The 16,248-nt window shown below is 36.5% G+C and carries 15 protein-coding genes; 12 read left to right on the forward strand and 3 right to left on the reverse strand.

What is annotated here, in order from left to right:
* The first annotated feature begins 133 nt into the window (after positions 1-133).
* The 7 genes from LVD51_RS01050 to LVD51_RS01080 all read left to right on the forward strand — a co-directional run bounded on the left by LVD51_RS01050 (position 134) and on the right by LVD51_RS01080 (position 9,884).
* Positions 134-1,270, forward strand: coding sequence for a hypothetical protein (locus tag LVD51_RS01050; protein WP_236969314.1), 1,137 nt, complete (start codon positions 134-136; stop codon positions 1,268-1,270).
* A gap of 31 nt (positions 1,271-1,301) precedes the next feature.
* The gene (locus LVD51_RS01055) at positions 1,302-2,615 is read left to right on the forward strand and encodes a YHYH protein (protein WP_236969315.1); all 1,314 of its coding nucleotides are present in this window, start codon (positions 1,302-1,304) and stop codon (positions 2,613-2,615) included.
* Between the two features lie 1,463 nt (positions 2,616-4,078).
* Positions 4,079-5,245 (forward strand): MFS transporter, encoded by a 1,167-nt coding sequence (locus LVD51_RS01060; protein WP_236969316.1) that lies wholly within the window; start codon positions 4,079-4,081, stop codon positions 5,243-5,245.
* Between the two features lie 197 nt (positions 5,246-5,442).
* Positions 5,443-6,294, forward strand: a complete 852-nt coding sequence (locus LVD51_RS01065) for a 2OG-Fe(II) oxygenase (RefSeq protein ID WP_236969317.1) — start codon at positions 5,443-5,445, stop codon at positions 6,292-6,294.
* A 380-nt stretch (positions 6,295-6,674) separates the two neighbouring features.
* Positions 6,675-7,295, forward strand: a complete 621-nt coding sequence (locus LVD51_RS01070; protein ID WP_236969318.1) for a class I SAM-dependent methyltransferase — start codon at positions 6,675-6,677, stop codon at positions 7,293-7,295.
* Between the two features lie 168 nt (positions 7,296-7,463).
* On the forward strand, positions 7,464-7,949 hold the full coding sequence (locus tag LVD51_RS01075; RefSeq protein ID WP_236969319.1) for a hypothetical protein: 486 nt from the start codon (positions 7,464-7,466) through the stop codon (positions 7,947-7,949).
* Between the two features lie 537 nt (positions 7,950-8,486).
* Complete coding sequence (locus LVD51_RS01080; protein WP_236969320.1) at positions 8,487-9,884, forward strand: DUF4886 domain-containing protein; 1,398 nt, start codon at positions 8,487-8,489, stop codon at positions 9,882-9,884.
* A gap of 259 nt (positions 9,885-10,143) precedes the next feature.
* Here the strand turns inward: LVD51_RS01080 and LVD51_RS01085 are convergent, their stop codons facing one another.
* Both LVD51_RS01085 and pdxA read right to left on the reverse strand, forming a co-directional pair.
* Entirely contained in the window at positions 10,144-10,812 is a 669-nt protein-coding gene (locus tag LVD51_RS01085) for a lipoprotein signal peptidase (protein WP_236969321.1), read from the reverse strand.
* A 12-nt stretch (positions 10,813-10,824) separates the two neighbouring features.
* On the reverse strand, positions 10,825-11,907 hold the full coding sequence (gene pdxA, locus LVD51_RS01090) for a 4-hydroxythreonine-4-phosphate dehydrogenase PdxA (protein ID WP_236969322.1): 1,083 nt from the start codon (positions 11,905-11,907) through the stop codon (positions 10,825-10,827).
* Positions 11,908-12,046: 139 nt separating this feature from the next.
* Between pdxA and rsmA the strand changes: the two genes are divergently transcribed.
* The gene (gene rsmA / locus LVD51_RS01095) at positions 12,047-12,817 is read left to right on the forward strand and encodes a 16S rRNA (adenine(1518)-N(6)/adenine(1519)-N(6))-dimethyltransferase RsmA (RefSeq protein ID WP_236969323.1); all 771 of its coding nucleotides are present in this window, start codon (positions 12,047-12,049) and stop codon (positions 12,815-12,817) included.
* Positions 12,818-12,869: 52 nt separating this feature from the next.
* On the opposite strand, the gene LVD51_RS01100 is transcribed toward rsmA, so the two are convergent.
* Complete coding sequence (locus LVD51_RS01100; RefSeq protein WP_236969324.1) at positions 12,870-13,421, reverse strand: hypothetical protein; 552 nt, start codon at positions 13,419-13,421, stop codon at positions 12,870-12,872.
* 36 nt (positions 13,422-13,457) lie between these two features.
* On the opposite strand from LVD51_RS01100, the gene LVD51_RS01105 reads away from it, so the two are divergent.
* The 4 genes from LVD51_RS01105 (at position 13,458) to LVD51_RS01120 (ending at position 16,183) form a co-directional block, all read left to right on the forward strand.
* Complete coding sequence (locus LVD51_RS01105) at positions 13,458-13,793, forward strand: MGMT family protein (protein WP_236969325.1); 336 nt, start codon at positions 13,458-13,460, stop codon at positions 13,791-13,793.
* A 161-nt stretch (positions 13,794-13,954) separates the two neighbouring features.
* Positions 13,955-14,188, forward strand: a complete 234-nt coding sequence (locus LVD51_RS01110) for a hypothetical protein (RefSeq protein WP_236969326.1) — start codon at positions 13,955-13,957, stop codon at positions 14,186-14,188.
* 93 nt (positions 14,189-14,281) lie between these two features.
* Positions 14,282-15,286, forward strand: a complete 1,005-nt coding sequence (recA, locus tag LVD51_RS01115) for a recombinase RecA (protein WP_236969327.1) — start codon at positions 14,282-14,284, stop codon at positions 15,284-15,286.
* Positions 15,287-15,448: 162 nt separating this feature from the next.
* Positions 15,449-16,183 (forward strand): 3-keto-disaccharide hydrolase, encoded by a 735-nt coding sequence (locus tag LVD51_RS01120; RefSeq protein WP_236969328.1) that lies wholly within the window; start codon positions 15,449-15,451, stop codon positions 16,181-16,183.
* Positions 16,184-16,248: the final 65 nt, after the last annotated feature.

Below are 16,248 nucleotides of genomic sequence, written 5' to 3' on the forward strand. Positions count from 1 at the left end.
TTGTTAATCGATTTCCATAAGATGTCGGTATTTCGTAAAATTTAAAATAAATCTATTTGAAGCGAAGGATTGTAAACTAAATGGAATCTAAATAGTATTAATTTATTTCTCTTGAGAGAATAAACAGTATGCTATGATAAAGTTCCTATTTGTTTCAATGTCATTTTCCTTATTGTGTATTGTGTTATCTGCTTCATTTTCATCCTGTGAAAGAGATGAAAATTCGGAATGTGAAGAAATCACCTATTACGAAGATGTCGATGGTGATGGTTTGGGAAATCCGGATGTAAGTATAACAGCCTGTGATCAACCAACTGGATATGTGTCCAATGGTAGTGATGGGGATGATTCAATAGCCAATGCTAGTCCCTATACTGGCACGGCATCAGTTACCCAAGGATTGGGAAGTAAAACCACGAGTAATTTATTTGAGAATGGTCAGCGGATTGCCGAATTGGGTGTTATCACATCCACGGATAATAAGGAATGGAGGGTTCCAGCTGACGTAAATTATACAGATAATTCTTTTCCTTTTGCTCCAGATTTATACAATCCCTATGGAGATCGATATACATCAGCTTCATCAGCACTGTCGGCATTTGATGAAAATAACATTGTAGAAATCGATGCAGATGGCGAGGTTGTTACGGGTTATATTTTTGCAGACAACTATTTTGAGCTTTATGTCAACGGAGTTAAGGTGGGTAAAGATGCCATCCCTTTTACCGATTTTAATTCTCACATTGTACAATTTAAGGTGACCAAACCTTTTTCGATTGCCTTCCTTTTAGTGGATTGGGAAGAAAATTTGGGCTTAGGTTCAGAGGTAAGTGGGGGAAGTAGTTACCATCCTGGGGATGGAGGATTGGTGGCGGTGTTTAAAGATAATAGTGGAAATACGGTGGCCACAACAGGCAGTGAATGGAAAGCACAAACCTTCTACACCTCCCCAATTCAGGATTTGTCTTGTCCTTCGGAAGAGGGAAATCTCAGAATTACTGCGAATTGCAGCACTGCAGATGTAAGCGATGGTTCTAAGTTTTATGGTTTGCATTGGGATATTCCTGCGAATTGGATGAATGAAGATTTTGATGATTCTGCTTGGCCCATGGCTACCACCTATACTAACTCCACTATCGGTGTAAATAATAAGCCCTCTTACACCAATTTTACTGATGTATTTGACGATAGCCAAGATGATGCTGAATTTATATGGTCTAGTAATGTTATTCTAGACAATGAGGTCATTGTAAGATATAGGGTAGATTAGAAAAAATCATTCAAAAAATTAAATTAAAGTTATGAAAATCAGAATGTTCATTCTAATTGCTATTTCTTTTTTTATTGAAATTCAACTTCATGCTCATGTAGGCGGTCACAGTCATTCATCTAAGGTGTGGATAATAAATGATGAAGCCATGGTGGGAGATTTTATAAAATATGAAAACAACAAGGTGTATTTGTCGAATTCCAATCACGAGTTAAAAGCATATGAGGTGTCTTCATTTTCCCAAGAGGATGTAGAGTGGATTAAAGCTAGGAGCTTGCAATTGTCAGCTATTAATTCTTCGACGAAAACTCCAGTATTTGTCCAAATCAATCCTGTCATCCTGTTTAATTTTTTAGGTGGAATCCTGATTGTCTTAGCTTTTATGACTTATATATATAAGAAAAGAAAATTTCACTTGGCCTATGGATTTCTTGGAATGGTTCTCATATTAGCTTGTAATAGTGAAGAAGTCATGAAGGATACCAATTCTTTTTTAAAAAGCTTGCCAGCGAATGATGTTAATTTTCTAGCCTCTTTGTTTGAAAAATTTGAAGGACTTCATACAGAATCAGATGATGATTGGTTTTATATATCTTCCAATGGTTTGCCCAATCATAATATGATGGTTGGTATTGAGAATTGGCAACAGCAAGTTCCTATAGATCAAAATTATACGGGTAATAATAGTTGGGCTATTCCTATTCAGCCCGTTTTGGCTGAAAATCCTCTGTCTACCCAAACTAATTTGTTGAAAGGTGCTATTGCCATTGCCGTAAATGGGATTCCCATATTTAATCCCTTAAACAATAGAGGAGAAGATGCCAATGCTATTGGAGAATTAGACCAATGGGGAGGGCATTGTGGAAGGGCAGATGATTATCATTATCACTTACCCCCTACTCACTTACAATCCATAGTTGGCGAAGGTAATCCGATAGCTTATGCAGTGGATGGATTTCCAGTATATGGTCAGACAACAGAGGAATTAGATCAATATCTTGGACGGTTTAATGCCGATAGTTCCTATCAGTATCATACTATACAAGAGTATCCCTATTTTATAGCTGGAATGCGGGGAGAGGTGGCATTAGATCCTCGTTCGACGGCACCAGAGAATCAAGTCATACCTCAAGCAATGACCAGAGAATTGAGACCTGCCAAAACCCCTCTCCAAGGTGCAGTCATCACTGATTTTGTTTCACATAGTGGATCTTCTTATTCTTTAACCTATCGTTTGAATAATGAAGACTATCACATTCATTATTCCTGGGATGATGAAGGAAAATATATCTATGAATTTGAAAATCCCGACGGTAGCAGTACCGTAGAGACTTATCAACGGTGATCGAGGTTAGAGATCTATACGTATCAAATGCATTTGTAATTGTTGGTTATATTCAGTCATATTCCGGAGCAATCACTGCTTGGCACGGCGGTAAAATATCTAACGAAACACGGGGTAGTCACGCCTTTTTGTAGAGGCGCAAGATTTTGCGTCTCCTATCCTAGATTATATTAATCCCAAGCCTAGCCAGTGGCTATAATCCTGACGATTTACATTGCAATCACGCATCGACCGGGAGGCCTACCCACCCGAAGCCACTGGCGTCAGTTCCTTTAATGCTATTATATTTTATTGTAAAATGAAATTTTAAACCTGTCAATTTAAATGCATTCTCGTCGCAGCGCAGTGGCTTACCCACCCGAAACACGGAGGTTTCGGTTCCTTCACCCAATCGACATTTAGTCGATTGGATACTTCGTATTTCGTTCAGTCATCCACCCGAAACACGGAGGTTTTGGTTCCCTCACCATTGATCCATTAAGGATCAATGATGCTGCGCATTTTGTTCGGTTATCTTCGCCAAAGGTCAATTTACGACCTTTGATGCTTCGCATTTCGTTCAGTCATCCTGAAGGGATGATATATCCTAGCCGTGGGTGAACGAGCAAAGTGCACGACTGAATAAAGTTGCTCAAAGAGCAACCAGATGAACTAAATGTTCAACTGATGAAGGAGCCATGACCACTGTGTCGTGGGTGGGCAGGGAAAGCCCGTAAATCGGGCTCTGGCGAGTGAAGTCATGCCCACTGCGGCATGACGAGATTCCATACAGTATAAACAATGTTGATTTGGCGGGATTTTTGCCAAGTTGAAATTAATTATTTTTAATCTACAGATAATATTACTATGGTTTTCACAATATCTAATTGCAAAAATCATGACAAATCCATGTGAATACATCAGTGATTCAGTTCAAAACCATAGATTATTGGAGGACGAATTACGTTGCAATCACGCCGACGCCAGTGGCGAACCCTCCCGAAGCCACTGGCGTCAGTTCCTTTAATGCTATTATATCTTATTGTAAAATGAAATTTTAAACTTGTCAATTTAAATGCATTCTCGTCGCAGCGCAGTGGCTTACCCACCCGAAACACGGAGGTTTCGGTTCCTTCACCCAATCGACATTTAGTCGATTGGATACTTCGTATTTCGTTCAGTCATCCACCCGAAACACGGAGGTTTCGGTTCCTTCACCCAATCGACATTTAGTCGATTGGATACTTCGTATTTCGTTCAGTCATCCATCCGGAGCACAGTGGCTCCGGTTCCCTCTCCGAAGGTCGATTTACGACCTTCGGTGCTTTGCACTTCGATCGGTCATATTTAGTCCATCGATTTGCCCAAGAGCAACTTCATGTATCGGCATTACAATCATAATCATCATTGATGAGTTTATTTAGTATTATTTTTTGAATATTTGATTTTGAAAACATTTTATTATAAAAAAACCTTTATAGAATTTGCCCAGATATATACTTCCTATAATTGTCATTTCGCAGTTCTTTTGTACTTCATTGTGGTTCGCTGGTAATGGTGTGATCAATGACCTTGCGATTGAGTTCAGTCTCCAATCAAATGCCTTAGGGCATTTAACTTCGGCAGTGCAGTTGGGATTCATTGTTGGGACCTTGGTTTTTGCTATATTATCTATTGCCGATCGATATTATCCTTCACGAGTTTTTTTGTTTAGCGCCCTATTGGGAGCCTGTTTCAATCTAGGTATTATAGTTGAAGGAAATACACTACTCAGTTTGTTAATCCTTCGTTTTTTTACCGGTTTTTTCCTCGCAGGAATCTACCCAGTAGGTATGAAAATAGCGGCCGATTATTATGAAAAGGGCTTGGGAAAAGCATTGGGTTTTTTGGTAGGTGCGTTGGTGGTAGGAACGGCATTTCCTCATTTACTGAAAGAAATAACCCAAGCTTATCCATGGAGATATGTGGTCGTGGCTACTTCTGTAATGGCAGTAATAGGCGGATTATTAATGGTCATTTTAGTGCCCAATGGTCCTTTTAGAAAATCTAGCCAAACTACTGATGTGTTGGCTTTTTTTATGGTGTTTAAGAATCGAAAATTTAGGTCTTTTGCATATGGGTATTTTGGGCATATGTGGGAGTTGTATGTTTTTTGGGCCTTTGTACCCATTATAATTAGAAAATATATGTCGGAACACCCTCAATCCTTGTTGAACGTCCCCATTTTGTCCTTCATTATTATCGCCATAGGGGGTCTGGCTTGTATTCTCAGCGGTTATCTGGCTCAAAAAATTGGCAACCAACGAACCGCCTTTCTAGCTTTATTTTTGTCCTGTGGCTGTTGTCTTATTTCGCCATGGATACTTTCTACTCAATATGAATATTTATTTATTGGATTCCTTGTTTTTTGGGGAATAGTCGTAGTCGCGGATTCCCCTCTTTTATCCACATTGGTAGCACAAAATGCGACACCTGAAATTAAGGGAACTGCCCTAACCATTGTCAATTGTCTAGGTTTTACGATTAGTATTATTAGTATTCAACTGGTTAGTGGAATGCTGGGCTGGACGAATTCAAATGGCATTTATGCTGTTTTGGCTATAGGTCCGATAATGGGCTTGATGGCATTGAGAAGGAAAATAAATTATTAGTGAATAGATATTTTCTTTTTGTTACTTGAGTTTTTTGTCTTTGTAATGATAGGTTGTAATATATTATATGAGTTTACTTGAAGATAAATAGGTAATATATTATTAATAAGTGTTTGTGTATTATATAATTTTGATTATTATTACTTGTGTATAACCAGATTGACCACGATATTTTCTAATTATTTATAATTAATATCATGGGTATACACTATTTAAATGAAAAAAATCAAAATTTACTTAAAGTAGCTAAACAAAATGCAGAAATGTATAAAAAGGCTGCCCCTTTTCCTAGCATTTCTTTTGATAATTTCTTCAACGCTAAGTATTTAGATGCAATTTTAGAGGAGTTCCCCGATCTTTCTTCGATAAAGGAATCTGAAAAATATGCAAATGCCAAAGAGATAAAATTGGCGGGTAAAGGAGAACGTTTTTTTGGAGATGAAACAAAAAGATTCATGCACTTTTTGAATTCAGAACCATTCTTAGAATTTCTTCAGATTTTAACCGGAATTAAGGAACCACTTATTGGCGATCCTTATTTTATCGGGGGAGGACAGCATGAAATAAAGAAGGGAGGTTTACTAAAAGTTCATGCCGACTTTAATAAACACCAGAAACTTAATCTTGACAGAAGGGTTAACGTTTTAGTGTATCTGAACAAAGACTGGAAGGATGAGTATGGTGGGTATTTTGAATTATGGAATAAGTCCATGACAAGATGCGAAAAGAAAATCTTACCAACATTTAATACCTTAGCAATATTTAGCACAACTGACTTTTCTTATCACGGTCACCCTGATGCCCTGAACTGTCCTGAAGATAGAAGTAGGAAATCACTAGCATTATACTATTATTCAAATGGTAGACCAGACCATGAGGTCAATAAAGGTCTGGAAAAACACAGTACATTATTTAAAGCTAGAGGTGGAAATGAAGAGGATGAAATCGCATTTAAAAAAAGGAGAAAAATCAAACTTATGCCACTGATTAAAGAGTTGACTCCTCCCATATTGATGAAGGCTGTGCAAAGTCTTACCGATAAAAACTAAAGTTTTTGAGAGAGCTAGCTTATTTTTTGGCTTTGTTCTAGCCTTTGAAATAATTTTAATTCATGGATATTGAGAACTGTTATTCCACTGTTTGATTTTTAATTGGAATATTGAGAGGCGAGAAAATGAGTTTTCTTGCCTTTATTTATGTTGTAGCAGGTGAATATTTATTTTTATCGAAATCTAGGGTAGATTATCTTTGATTACATATCATTTGATCTTGGAAGCTATTATGGCTAATACGTTATGACGTATTTTTTTAAGATTACCGCTTATCATTGTAATTTATTTGGTGAACAATTAGGGGTGGTGTGGTTGTTCTAAGGGAAGACATTGTAATGATATGGAGGTGATTTTTAAACTAATTTAACCCTAAAACGATGACAGATTCTTGGATACAGCGCTGGAATAAAAGGTATGGTGAAAAGGAATATGCCTATGGAATAGAACCCAATAGTTTTCTTAAACAACAAATCGATCAATTAGAGGTGGGAACCATACTTTTCGCTGCAGAAGGAGAAGGTCGGAATGCAGTTTATGCGGCAAAACTCGGTTGGGAAGTTTATGCTTTCGATATTAGTGAGGAAGGGAAAAAGAAGGCTATTGAGCTTGCCAATGCCAATGATGTAACGATCGATTATAGGGTCGGATTATTGCCCGAATTGGATTTTCAATTAAAGCAATTTGATGTTATTGCCCTTATTTATGCTCATTTTCCACCTGAGATTAAATCTAGCTACCATAAGTTGTTAGATAAATATTTGAAAAAAGGAGGAGTGGTTATTTTCGAAGCATTTGGTAAAAAACACATTGAATACCGGAAGAAAAATGATAAAGTGGGTGGCCCCAGTGATCTTGAGTCTCTTTTTTCTGTCCAAGAATTAAAATCGGATTTTAAAGACTATGAAATTATAAAACTGGATGAAGAGGAGGTTGAATTAAATGAGGGACTATATCATAATGGAAAAGGTTCAGTAATTAGATTTATTGGTAGAAAATAATATTAAAGCAAGAGTATAGTTTCTTCTACATTTAGACGTTAAAATAAGTAAGATAATCAAGTAATTTCACTATCTTAAAGAAGTAGTAAATTTTTCTACGCTTTCCCAGAAAGACTGTTGTTGAAGCCTTTATGTGTTTTTTTCTGAAAAATCGAAATGAGATTCATTATGAAAAAGAAGGAAGGACTTTGGTTTTTGGGGACAGCTATCTTTGGTCTGGTATTAAACCTCATTGTTTTTGGAAGAGAAGGGTTTCGATCTGGCGCTACTGTCGATAAAATGGTGCACGAATCCCATTTTGTAGTTGCAACCATTCACCTGATAATATTGCTGACTACTGTAGTTTTTTTTATGGTTTATTTGATTAGAATGTTTCATTTGAATTTTAAGAGTAGGTTTGCAAATGTGATTTTTTTAATTTCAGATATGGCCATGATATTGATTCTCACATTTCTTGGACCATTTTCAGATACTATTCAACGTATATTTGCAAGTACTGTCCTCACAGCATCAAGTCCAAAATTATTGGAAAATGCCAATAATGAATGGAATAATACGCTATACATATTAATAGGGCTACAGCTTGTTTTACTTATTCTTTTAGTAGTATGTGGAATTAAGTCAAATTTCAAATTTAGAGCAAAGGAAAAATAAATTTTGGTTGTGATGAATGATTATCATTCTTATAAATCAAATGGGAAAAATTAAATTCCAATGTGGGAATCTAAAAATGTAATCTTTACTGATGATTTTAAAAGGTCAAACTCAATATGACAATGGCAGAAAATATATATTATTAAACGAACATCTTTTCAGACAACCCTATCCAGATCTCATTCAATTTTTTGAAAAAATCCTATTTAATGACAAGTATTGCGCTCTTCAATGGGTGTGTTTGCCCAGTTATTGGTCAAAACCTCTTCAGATCAGTAATCATTTTTTATTGCTAAAAGCCTTATGTATCAGTTCTATAGGTCGATCAGCTGTTTATATATTATAAATACTCTTTTATCCAACACTGTTTTATGGTCTACAAACCTTATTAATAGTGGTAAAACCCTTATTTTTGGTCGGTTCATGGCTTTTTCTAACCAAAATGTACGGAAGTCTTTTTAATTGCCTGTGTATTTTCATTTGGTTTGAAATCAAGATTAATGCTTTTCGTAAATATTTGAAATAAAATTCTTTTCAATGAAAAAAGTAAATAAAGTGCAACTTAAACTAGATAAACTCACTCTGTTTTTGTTAGTTTTTTTAATGTTTGGTTTTGATAAGGCACAAAGTGCAGATGTTGAAAGGAATATTAACATAGGTTTACCCCAGACAACGATTGCTGTAAATTCTCAAATTGTTTTAACAACACATTTTTATAAGGCGATTCATTCACTTAAGAATCATGCATCGACTTCTTCTGATACCTCGGTATTAGAAATTGAATTGGTGGATAAAAGTTTATTGTCGACCGAGGACGAAGGAAAAGTCACAGTTAATGTTGTTTCTGGCCAGGGCATTGATAAGGCCAATAGAGAGGTTTTGTTAAGCGAAATTTCGGAAACCAAGGTCAGTCTTTCATCTACATTAATGGCTTATACTTATACAAAAGTTAGGGTGAAACCTGATTTTGAAAATGTAGATATTTCAACTAAGGCTTATAGTTGGTCGGTAAATCCTAGTTCGGCTTTGAGCATTGATGTTGATTCAACGACTTACGAAGCTACGATTCTCGGATTAGAGCCCGGCAAGGCTATATTGACCTTTGCTTCTATCGATAGTTCTCTGATAGATAGTATTCATGTCTCGATAGAAGATGATGAAGTTCTAAAAATTTTGGCAATTGGGAACAGTTTTTCGGAAGATGCTTTAGAATTTCATTTATATGGATTGGCTAAGGCCGCAGGGAAAAAAATAATTATAGGAAATATGTATATCGGAGGAGCTGAAATGTCTTGGCATGCCAAAAATGTAGTTAGTGATAGTACAGCTTATAGTTACAGAAAAATTGATACCAATGGTAATAAAACGATAAAACCTGGTACTTCCCTTTCAACTGCCATCAAAGATGAATCCTGGGATTATATTAGTTTTCAGCAAGTAAGTAACCTTTCAGGAATGTTTGAAACATTTGAAGAGCCACTAAAGGTGTTGTACAACAATGTAAAAGAAATTAATCCAAATATAAATACGCGGTACTTGCTGCATAGGATTTGGGCTTATGCTCAGAAATCTATGGAAGGGAAAGTATCAGCGTATAATTATGATCAAAAAACGATGTTCCGTGCTATTGTTGATGCCTATGGTCAAGCCACAGGTCTTATTCCTGTTTATGATATTATACCCGTTGGCACAGCCATCCAAAATGCTAGAACTTCTTATTTAAAGGATAACTTTACAAGGGATGGATATCACCTAAATGATATGGGGAGATATATTGCTTCCTGCGTTTGGTTTGAAAAATTGATGAATGAAAGTGTGATCGGTAATGCTTACCACCCTAAAGATATGATTCCCTTAAATGTAAAGATAGCTCAACAGGCAGCTCATTCTGCCAATGAATTTCCAGAGGAAATTACTGAAATGAAAGATTTTTAAATTTTTACTGAAATTGGGTTATGTATAGCTTAGATGAAATGAAGAATTTAATTATATCATGAATCTTTAATATTGTATTTAATTCAATAAGGAAGGAGATTAATGAATCTTTCTTATGTTAATCACTAACGGCTTATTTCACTTTATGACCTCGGTCTGCAGATATAGAAATATCAAAGCAAAATGTAGGATCACAACACAGTATAAGTTTGTGTAGAGCAGGTAAGCCAAATTTATATCTAGAAACTTTAATTGATATTTATTCAGCTTGAGCTTCTACAGATACTTTTTCCTCTTTTTTATCACCTTTGATATTCCCTGAAAAGAAATCTCGGTAAAATATCAACAGGATAAACATGCCGATACAAATACTAGAATCGGCTATATTGAATACAGGGCGGAAAAATTGAAAATCATTGCCGCCAATTAATGGCATCCATTCAGGCCAATTCCATTCAATCATGGGAAAGTAAAACATATCGACTACTTTGCCGTGAAATAGTTTGGAGTATCCACCTTCCGCTGGCATAAATGTTGCGATTTCGGCAGGAATGTAACCACTTTCGTTGAAGATAACTCCATAAAATATACTGTCAATAATATTTCCCATAGCTCCAGCAAAAATGAGGGATAGGGAGATAATAAGTCCGAACCGTTCTTTTCTATCGATCAATTGTCGGATGAAAAACCCCAATACTATGACGGTAATAATCCGAAATGTAGTGAGGGCCAATTTGCCATATTCTTCACCAAGACTTAGGCCAAATGCCATGCCATTGTTTTCAACAAAATGAATAAATGCCCAATCTTGTCCCAATATTGGGATTTGCTGATGGTAGTACATGTTGGTTTTGATGATAAATTTTACCACCTGATCTAACAGTAGTACCCCAAAAATCAATAATATAACTTTCGTTTTCTTACTCAATGTTCTACTTTTTTATTGATCGAATTCTTCCGGATTAAAATTATCGTCTCCTTCTAAGTGAGCGTTTTGTTTTTGAAGCGGATTTTGATGAGATTCAGCATAGTCTTTGCGTTGTCGTACAATATCCACTGCACTATAGAGGGCTTGGCGAATAGATTGGGGGTTGGCTATATTTTTGCCCACTATATCAAAACCAGTACCGTGGTCTGGAGAAGTCCGTACAATGGGCAGGCCTGCAGTATAGTTAATACCTTCCCCAAAACTCAGTAATTTAAAAGGAATTAGTCCTTGATCGTGGTACATGGCCAATATACCATCGAATTTTTTGTATTCTCCACTGCCAAAAAAACCATCAGCGGCATAGGGCCCAAATACAAAACTTCCATTTTTCTTAAATTCCAAGACTGCGGGACGCACTATATTATCATCTTCACTACCTATGACCCCGCCATCACTGGCATGAGGATTGAGTCCAAGAACGGCAATTAACGGTTTTTCAATGCCAAAATCACTCTTTAAACTATTCTCAAAAATCTTTATTTTCGTCTTTATTAGCGCCTTTGATATCTGGCCAGCCACTTCAGACACCGGTATGTGATTGGTTACCAATCCTACTCTGACATCCTCTTTGATCATGCACATTAAGGATTCTTTGGTGTCAAAAAACTTAGTAATGTATTCTGTGTGACCGGGGAATCCAAAATTGGCTTTGGCCATGGAGTTTTTATTAATTGGCGCGGTAACTACTCCATCAATCTGACTGTTCTTTAAGTCGGTCAGTGCTTGTTCGAGAGCAAGAATGGCATATTTCCCCCCAGATTCATTGACTTCGCCAAGGGTTATATTTATATTTTCATTCCAACAGTTGATCAGTTGGATGCCGTGGTCTTTCGAATGTTCAGCAGAACTAATGGTGTTGTATTCAAAGCTGTCTGGTTTGACAATATTTTTGTGATATGATATGATTTTTGATGAACCATATATGATGGGGATACATTGATTGAGTATCCTTTCATCTGCGAGCATTTTAATTATTACTTCTGGTCCTATACCATTAACATCTCCAAGAGTGAGGCCGATTTTAGGCTTATACATATATATGTCTTACATTTATCAAATGAATAAAGATAATATTTTACAATCAAGTGAATTTTATATAAACACCTTGATTTTTAATAAAATTATCTTATGGTGGGTAAAGTTAATAAAAGCGATTGATGAAATACATATATAGATGAGGGCAAAAAAATCTTTTGGACAGCACTTTTTGAAAAATACACATGTAATCGATAAAATGATTGCTGTGATCGATGGTTGGGTGGATACCAATCATATTTTGGAAGTGGGGCCTGGTAAAGGTGTTTTGACTATGTCAGCCAAAAATCTCGGCAAAGAATTTAAAGCCGTAGAATTGGATAGGGATATGGTTGAATATTTACACGACAACGACATATTGGGAATTGACCAGTTAATTGCCGATGATGTATTGGAACTGAATTTTCGAGAGGTCTTCGAAGGTCAGCCCTTTATTCTAATTGGTAATTTCCCCTATAATATTTCATCTAAAATTGTGGTGAAAATGATCTCGCAGAATGACTTAGTCCCTCATGGCTTGGGAATGTTTCAGTATGAGATGGCTCAGCGTATCAATGGAAAAATGAATACCAAAGATTATGGTTCATTGGCTATTTTGACTCAGAGTTTTTATGATTGCACGATAATCTTTAAAGTGAAACCGGGTGATTTTTCTCCACCACCCAATGTTATGTCTGCCGTAGTAAGATTTAATCGTAAAGCGGAATTGCCTTCTTTCTCTTATCGCACCTTGGAAAAAATTGTTCGGGCAGCATTCGCTCATCGACGCAAAAAATTGCGAAATAATTTCTTCAATCCTGACTATAAGGTCTTAATGGAAGAACTTAAAATTGGAGACTTGCGGGCTGAACAAGTTCCGATTGAGGTTTTTCACGAAATGGCTAAGGCTATTGAAGCGCAAAAAGCTTAATATTTTGAATTTGTAATGACGTTTAACACTGTGAGCGATATTGAATTATACCTTACTCCGCAAAATTTTGGTAAAATAAATCATCGAATTCTTCAAAGTCTTTAATGCCAACTTCAGATTCGTCACCAGCAATTAACCCGATATGTTTAACATTGTCTTTAAGTCGATTTATGGCAATATTTACCGTATCACAGAGGATGTAGGGATGGTCGAGTTCTGGATGACTGTTAGGGGCTATGGTCTTATATTTATCGGCCACCGGTGAAATATTGTTTGTGTCCTGAATTTGCAAAAATGTTTCAAGGGGAGTTACAGAAGCACAAAAATCTAAAAGATCTGGAAACTGACTTACCATTCCTTGAATATGTGGGGATTGAATAAGCGATTTAATTTGGTCTTCGTCGAACAAATGATCAAAGGAGCAAAGAATTTTCGGACCTTCAACCCAAGCGATGATTTCATGAAAATCCTTTTCAGAAATTGCGAAATTTGATTTGGGATTTAGTTCAAAGTGCAGATATTCAACACCCATAGCTGTGAAATATCGCGCATCAGTAAGGTTCTTTACACCGTAGATTAAATAATTTATTGCATCTTCCTGCATACTAATTGGATTGTATTTATAGTTGAAAACAAAGGTATGACAATAAAAACAAAATTTTATTACGAACAGGTATATGAAGTGGTTCAATTGATACCCAAGGGCAAGGTGTCGACATATGGTCATATTGCCGATTTTTTGGCCTTAGGTTCTCCTAGGATGGTGGGCTATGCACTGAGTCAACTCAAAGATTGGGATGGAGATATACCTGCTTACCGAGTGGTCAATGCCGCTGGGGTATTGAGTGGTCGGCTACATTTTGCTTCTCCCAATTATATGGCAGAAAAATTAGAGGCGGAAAATATTGTTATTAAAAATAACAAAGTTCAAAATTTTGAGAAATGTCTTTGGATTCCAGCAGACCATATACTGTGAGATATAACATGAAACATTGTAATGAGTCATGGGTTTTGAAGGGGTATGGATTATGATATTTTGGGATATGTTAAATTTTAGGATTTAACAATATTGGTAAATTAAAATTAGTTTTAGAAGAGAATTTTTTTATAATTAAAAACCTTTTAGAAAATCGGCCTATGAAACTAGATTTTACACTTAAACTTATTTCCTTTATCTACAATGAGACCAAATCTGAGGAGAATGCTCAGATTATGGGTGAGATTCAACGCGATTCCGAAGTGAACGATTCCTACGTTGAATTGATGGAAGCCAACCAATTAATAACTATAGAAAAACGTCGTCCTTCAGCTCGAAGTCGTGCTAGAATTTTAGATTATAGTGCAAGTACTAGGGTGAAGACTATTTTATAAAAAAAAATTAATTCAGAAAATTGATTTTTTTATTTGAAATTCTATAAATTATTATTGTATATTTGGTAATAACATCAAAGGAAAACTAACTAAATGTCAGATAATAAAGAGGCGAAATTAAAGGCGCTCAAAATGACCATGGACCGTCTAGATAAGACCTATGGTAAAGGGGCGATTATGAGAATGGGAGATGCGCCTGTAGTAGAAGCCCAAACTATTTCTACTGGATCGTTGGGTCTGGATATAGCGTTGGGAGTCAATGGATTTCCACGCGGGAGAGTAGTAGAGATATATGGGCCGGAGTCATCGGGTAAAACCACATTGGCCATTCACGCTATTGCCGAATGTCAAAAACAAGGTGGGATTGCCGCTTTTATCGATGCAGAGCATGCTTTCGATCGCAATTATGCCCAGGCATTGGGAGTAGATACAGAGAACTTGTTAATCTCTCAACCGGATAACGGGGAGCAAGCTCTTGAAATAGTTGAAAACCTGATTCGATCAGGAGCTATTGATATTGTAGTGATTGACTCAGTAGCTGCATTGACACCTAGAGCAGAAATAGAAGGAGAAATGGGTGATTCAAAAATGGGCCTCCAAGCTCGTTTGATGTCACAAGCCCTTAGAAAATTGACGGGGACAATAGGTAGAACCGGTTGTTGCTGCATATTTATCAATCAGTTGAGAGAAAAGATTGGCGTATTGTTTGGTAATCCCGAGACAACCACTGGTGGAAATGCACTGAAATTTTATGCTTCCATGCGATTGGATATTCGCAGAAGTGGTTCGCCGATTAAGAATAAGGATACCGAAATAGTCGGTAACACCGTTAAGGTGAAAGTTGTTAAAAATAAATTGGCTCCACCTTTTAGGGTAGCCATGTTTGATATTCTCTACGGGCAAGGGATCTCCAAAGAAGGAGAGATCGTAGACTTAGGAGTTGAACACAATATCGTAACCAAATCTGGTTCATGGTATAGTTACGGCGATACTAAGATTGCTCAAGGTAGAGAAGCCGCCAAGCAGTTTATGCTTGATAATCCTGAGGTTGCAGATGAAATCGAAGGTAAGATCAAGGAAGTACTGGACGGTAAGTAATGATATATTAGCTAGAACCATTAAGTAGCTATTTTTTATCTTTTTGTTTCTTTTGGGGTTTAGCTTTGGGGGTTGGATGTAATATCCAACCTCCACTTTTTTTTTAGACCTATTCTTTTATTTTTTATTTATTCTTGTATATTGTTGAAAATTTTTACTTAGATGAAAAAATCCTATTTATTAGCCAGTCTTTTGTTGATGACTTTATCGAATATTTTATCTGCTCAAGACAAGCCCGAAGATACTGAGGTTTGGGAGCCAGAACCCAAAGTCATCAGCCCTGGATATAGTTATGCCAGTGCGCCAAGTGATGCCATTGTTTTATTTTCTGAGAATAATTTGGATCAGTGGACCAATGGTGATGGTCAGGCCCCTGGTTGGGATGTAAGTGGGGATATTTTTACCGTGGTGCCTAAGTCAGGACAAATTCAAACCAAGGAAGTCTTTGAAGATTTTCAGTTACATATTGAATGGCGGTCTCCATTAGTTATTCAAGGTGAAGGTCAAGGTAGAGGAAATAGCGGAATCTTTTTACAGGGAAAGTACGAATTACAAGTACTCGATTCATACAATAATAGAACTTATTCCAATGGTCAGGCAGCTAGTATATATAAACAAGCCATTCCTTTGGTCAATGCAACTCAGCCTACAGGTAATTGGAATAGCTACGATGTGATTTATACTGCACCTAAGTTTAACGAAAATGGAGAGTTGAAATCGCCAGCCTATGTAACCGTATTGCACAACGGAGTGTTGGTTCAAAATCATACTGAAATAAAAGGCCGTACCGCCTTTATCGGTCAACCGAAATATGAAGCCCATGGACCGGGTCCTATTTTGTTGCAAGATCACAGTAATCCCGTTAGTTATAGAAATATCTGGATTAGAAGATTGTAAAAGACTGAGTTGTTTAGGAGAGTTTGGTTAAGAGATGGTTTTTTGTTTACATTTTATCATAATTA

It is taken from the genome of Membranihabitans marinus (assembly GCF_021729155.1).
Classification (GTDB): Bacteria; Bacteroidota; Bacteroidia; order Chitinophagales; family Saprospiraceae; genus Membranihabitans; species Membranihabitans marinus.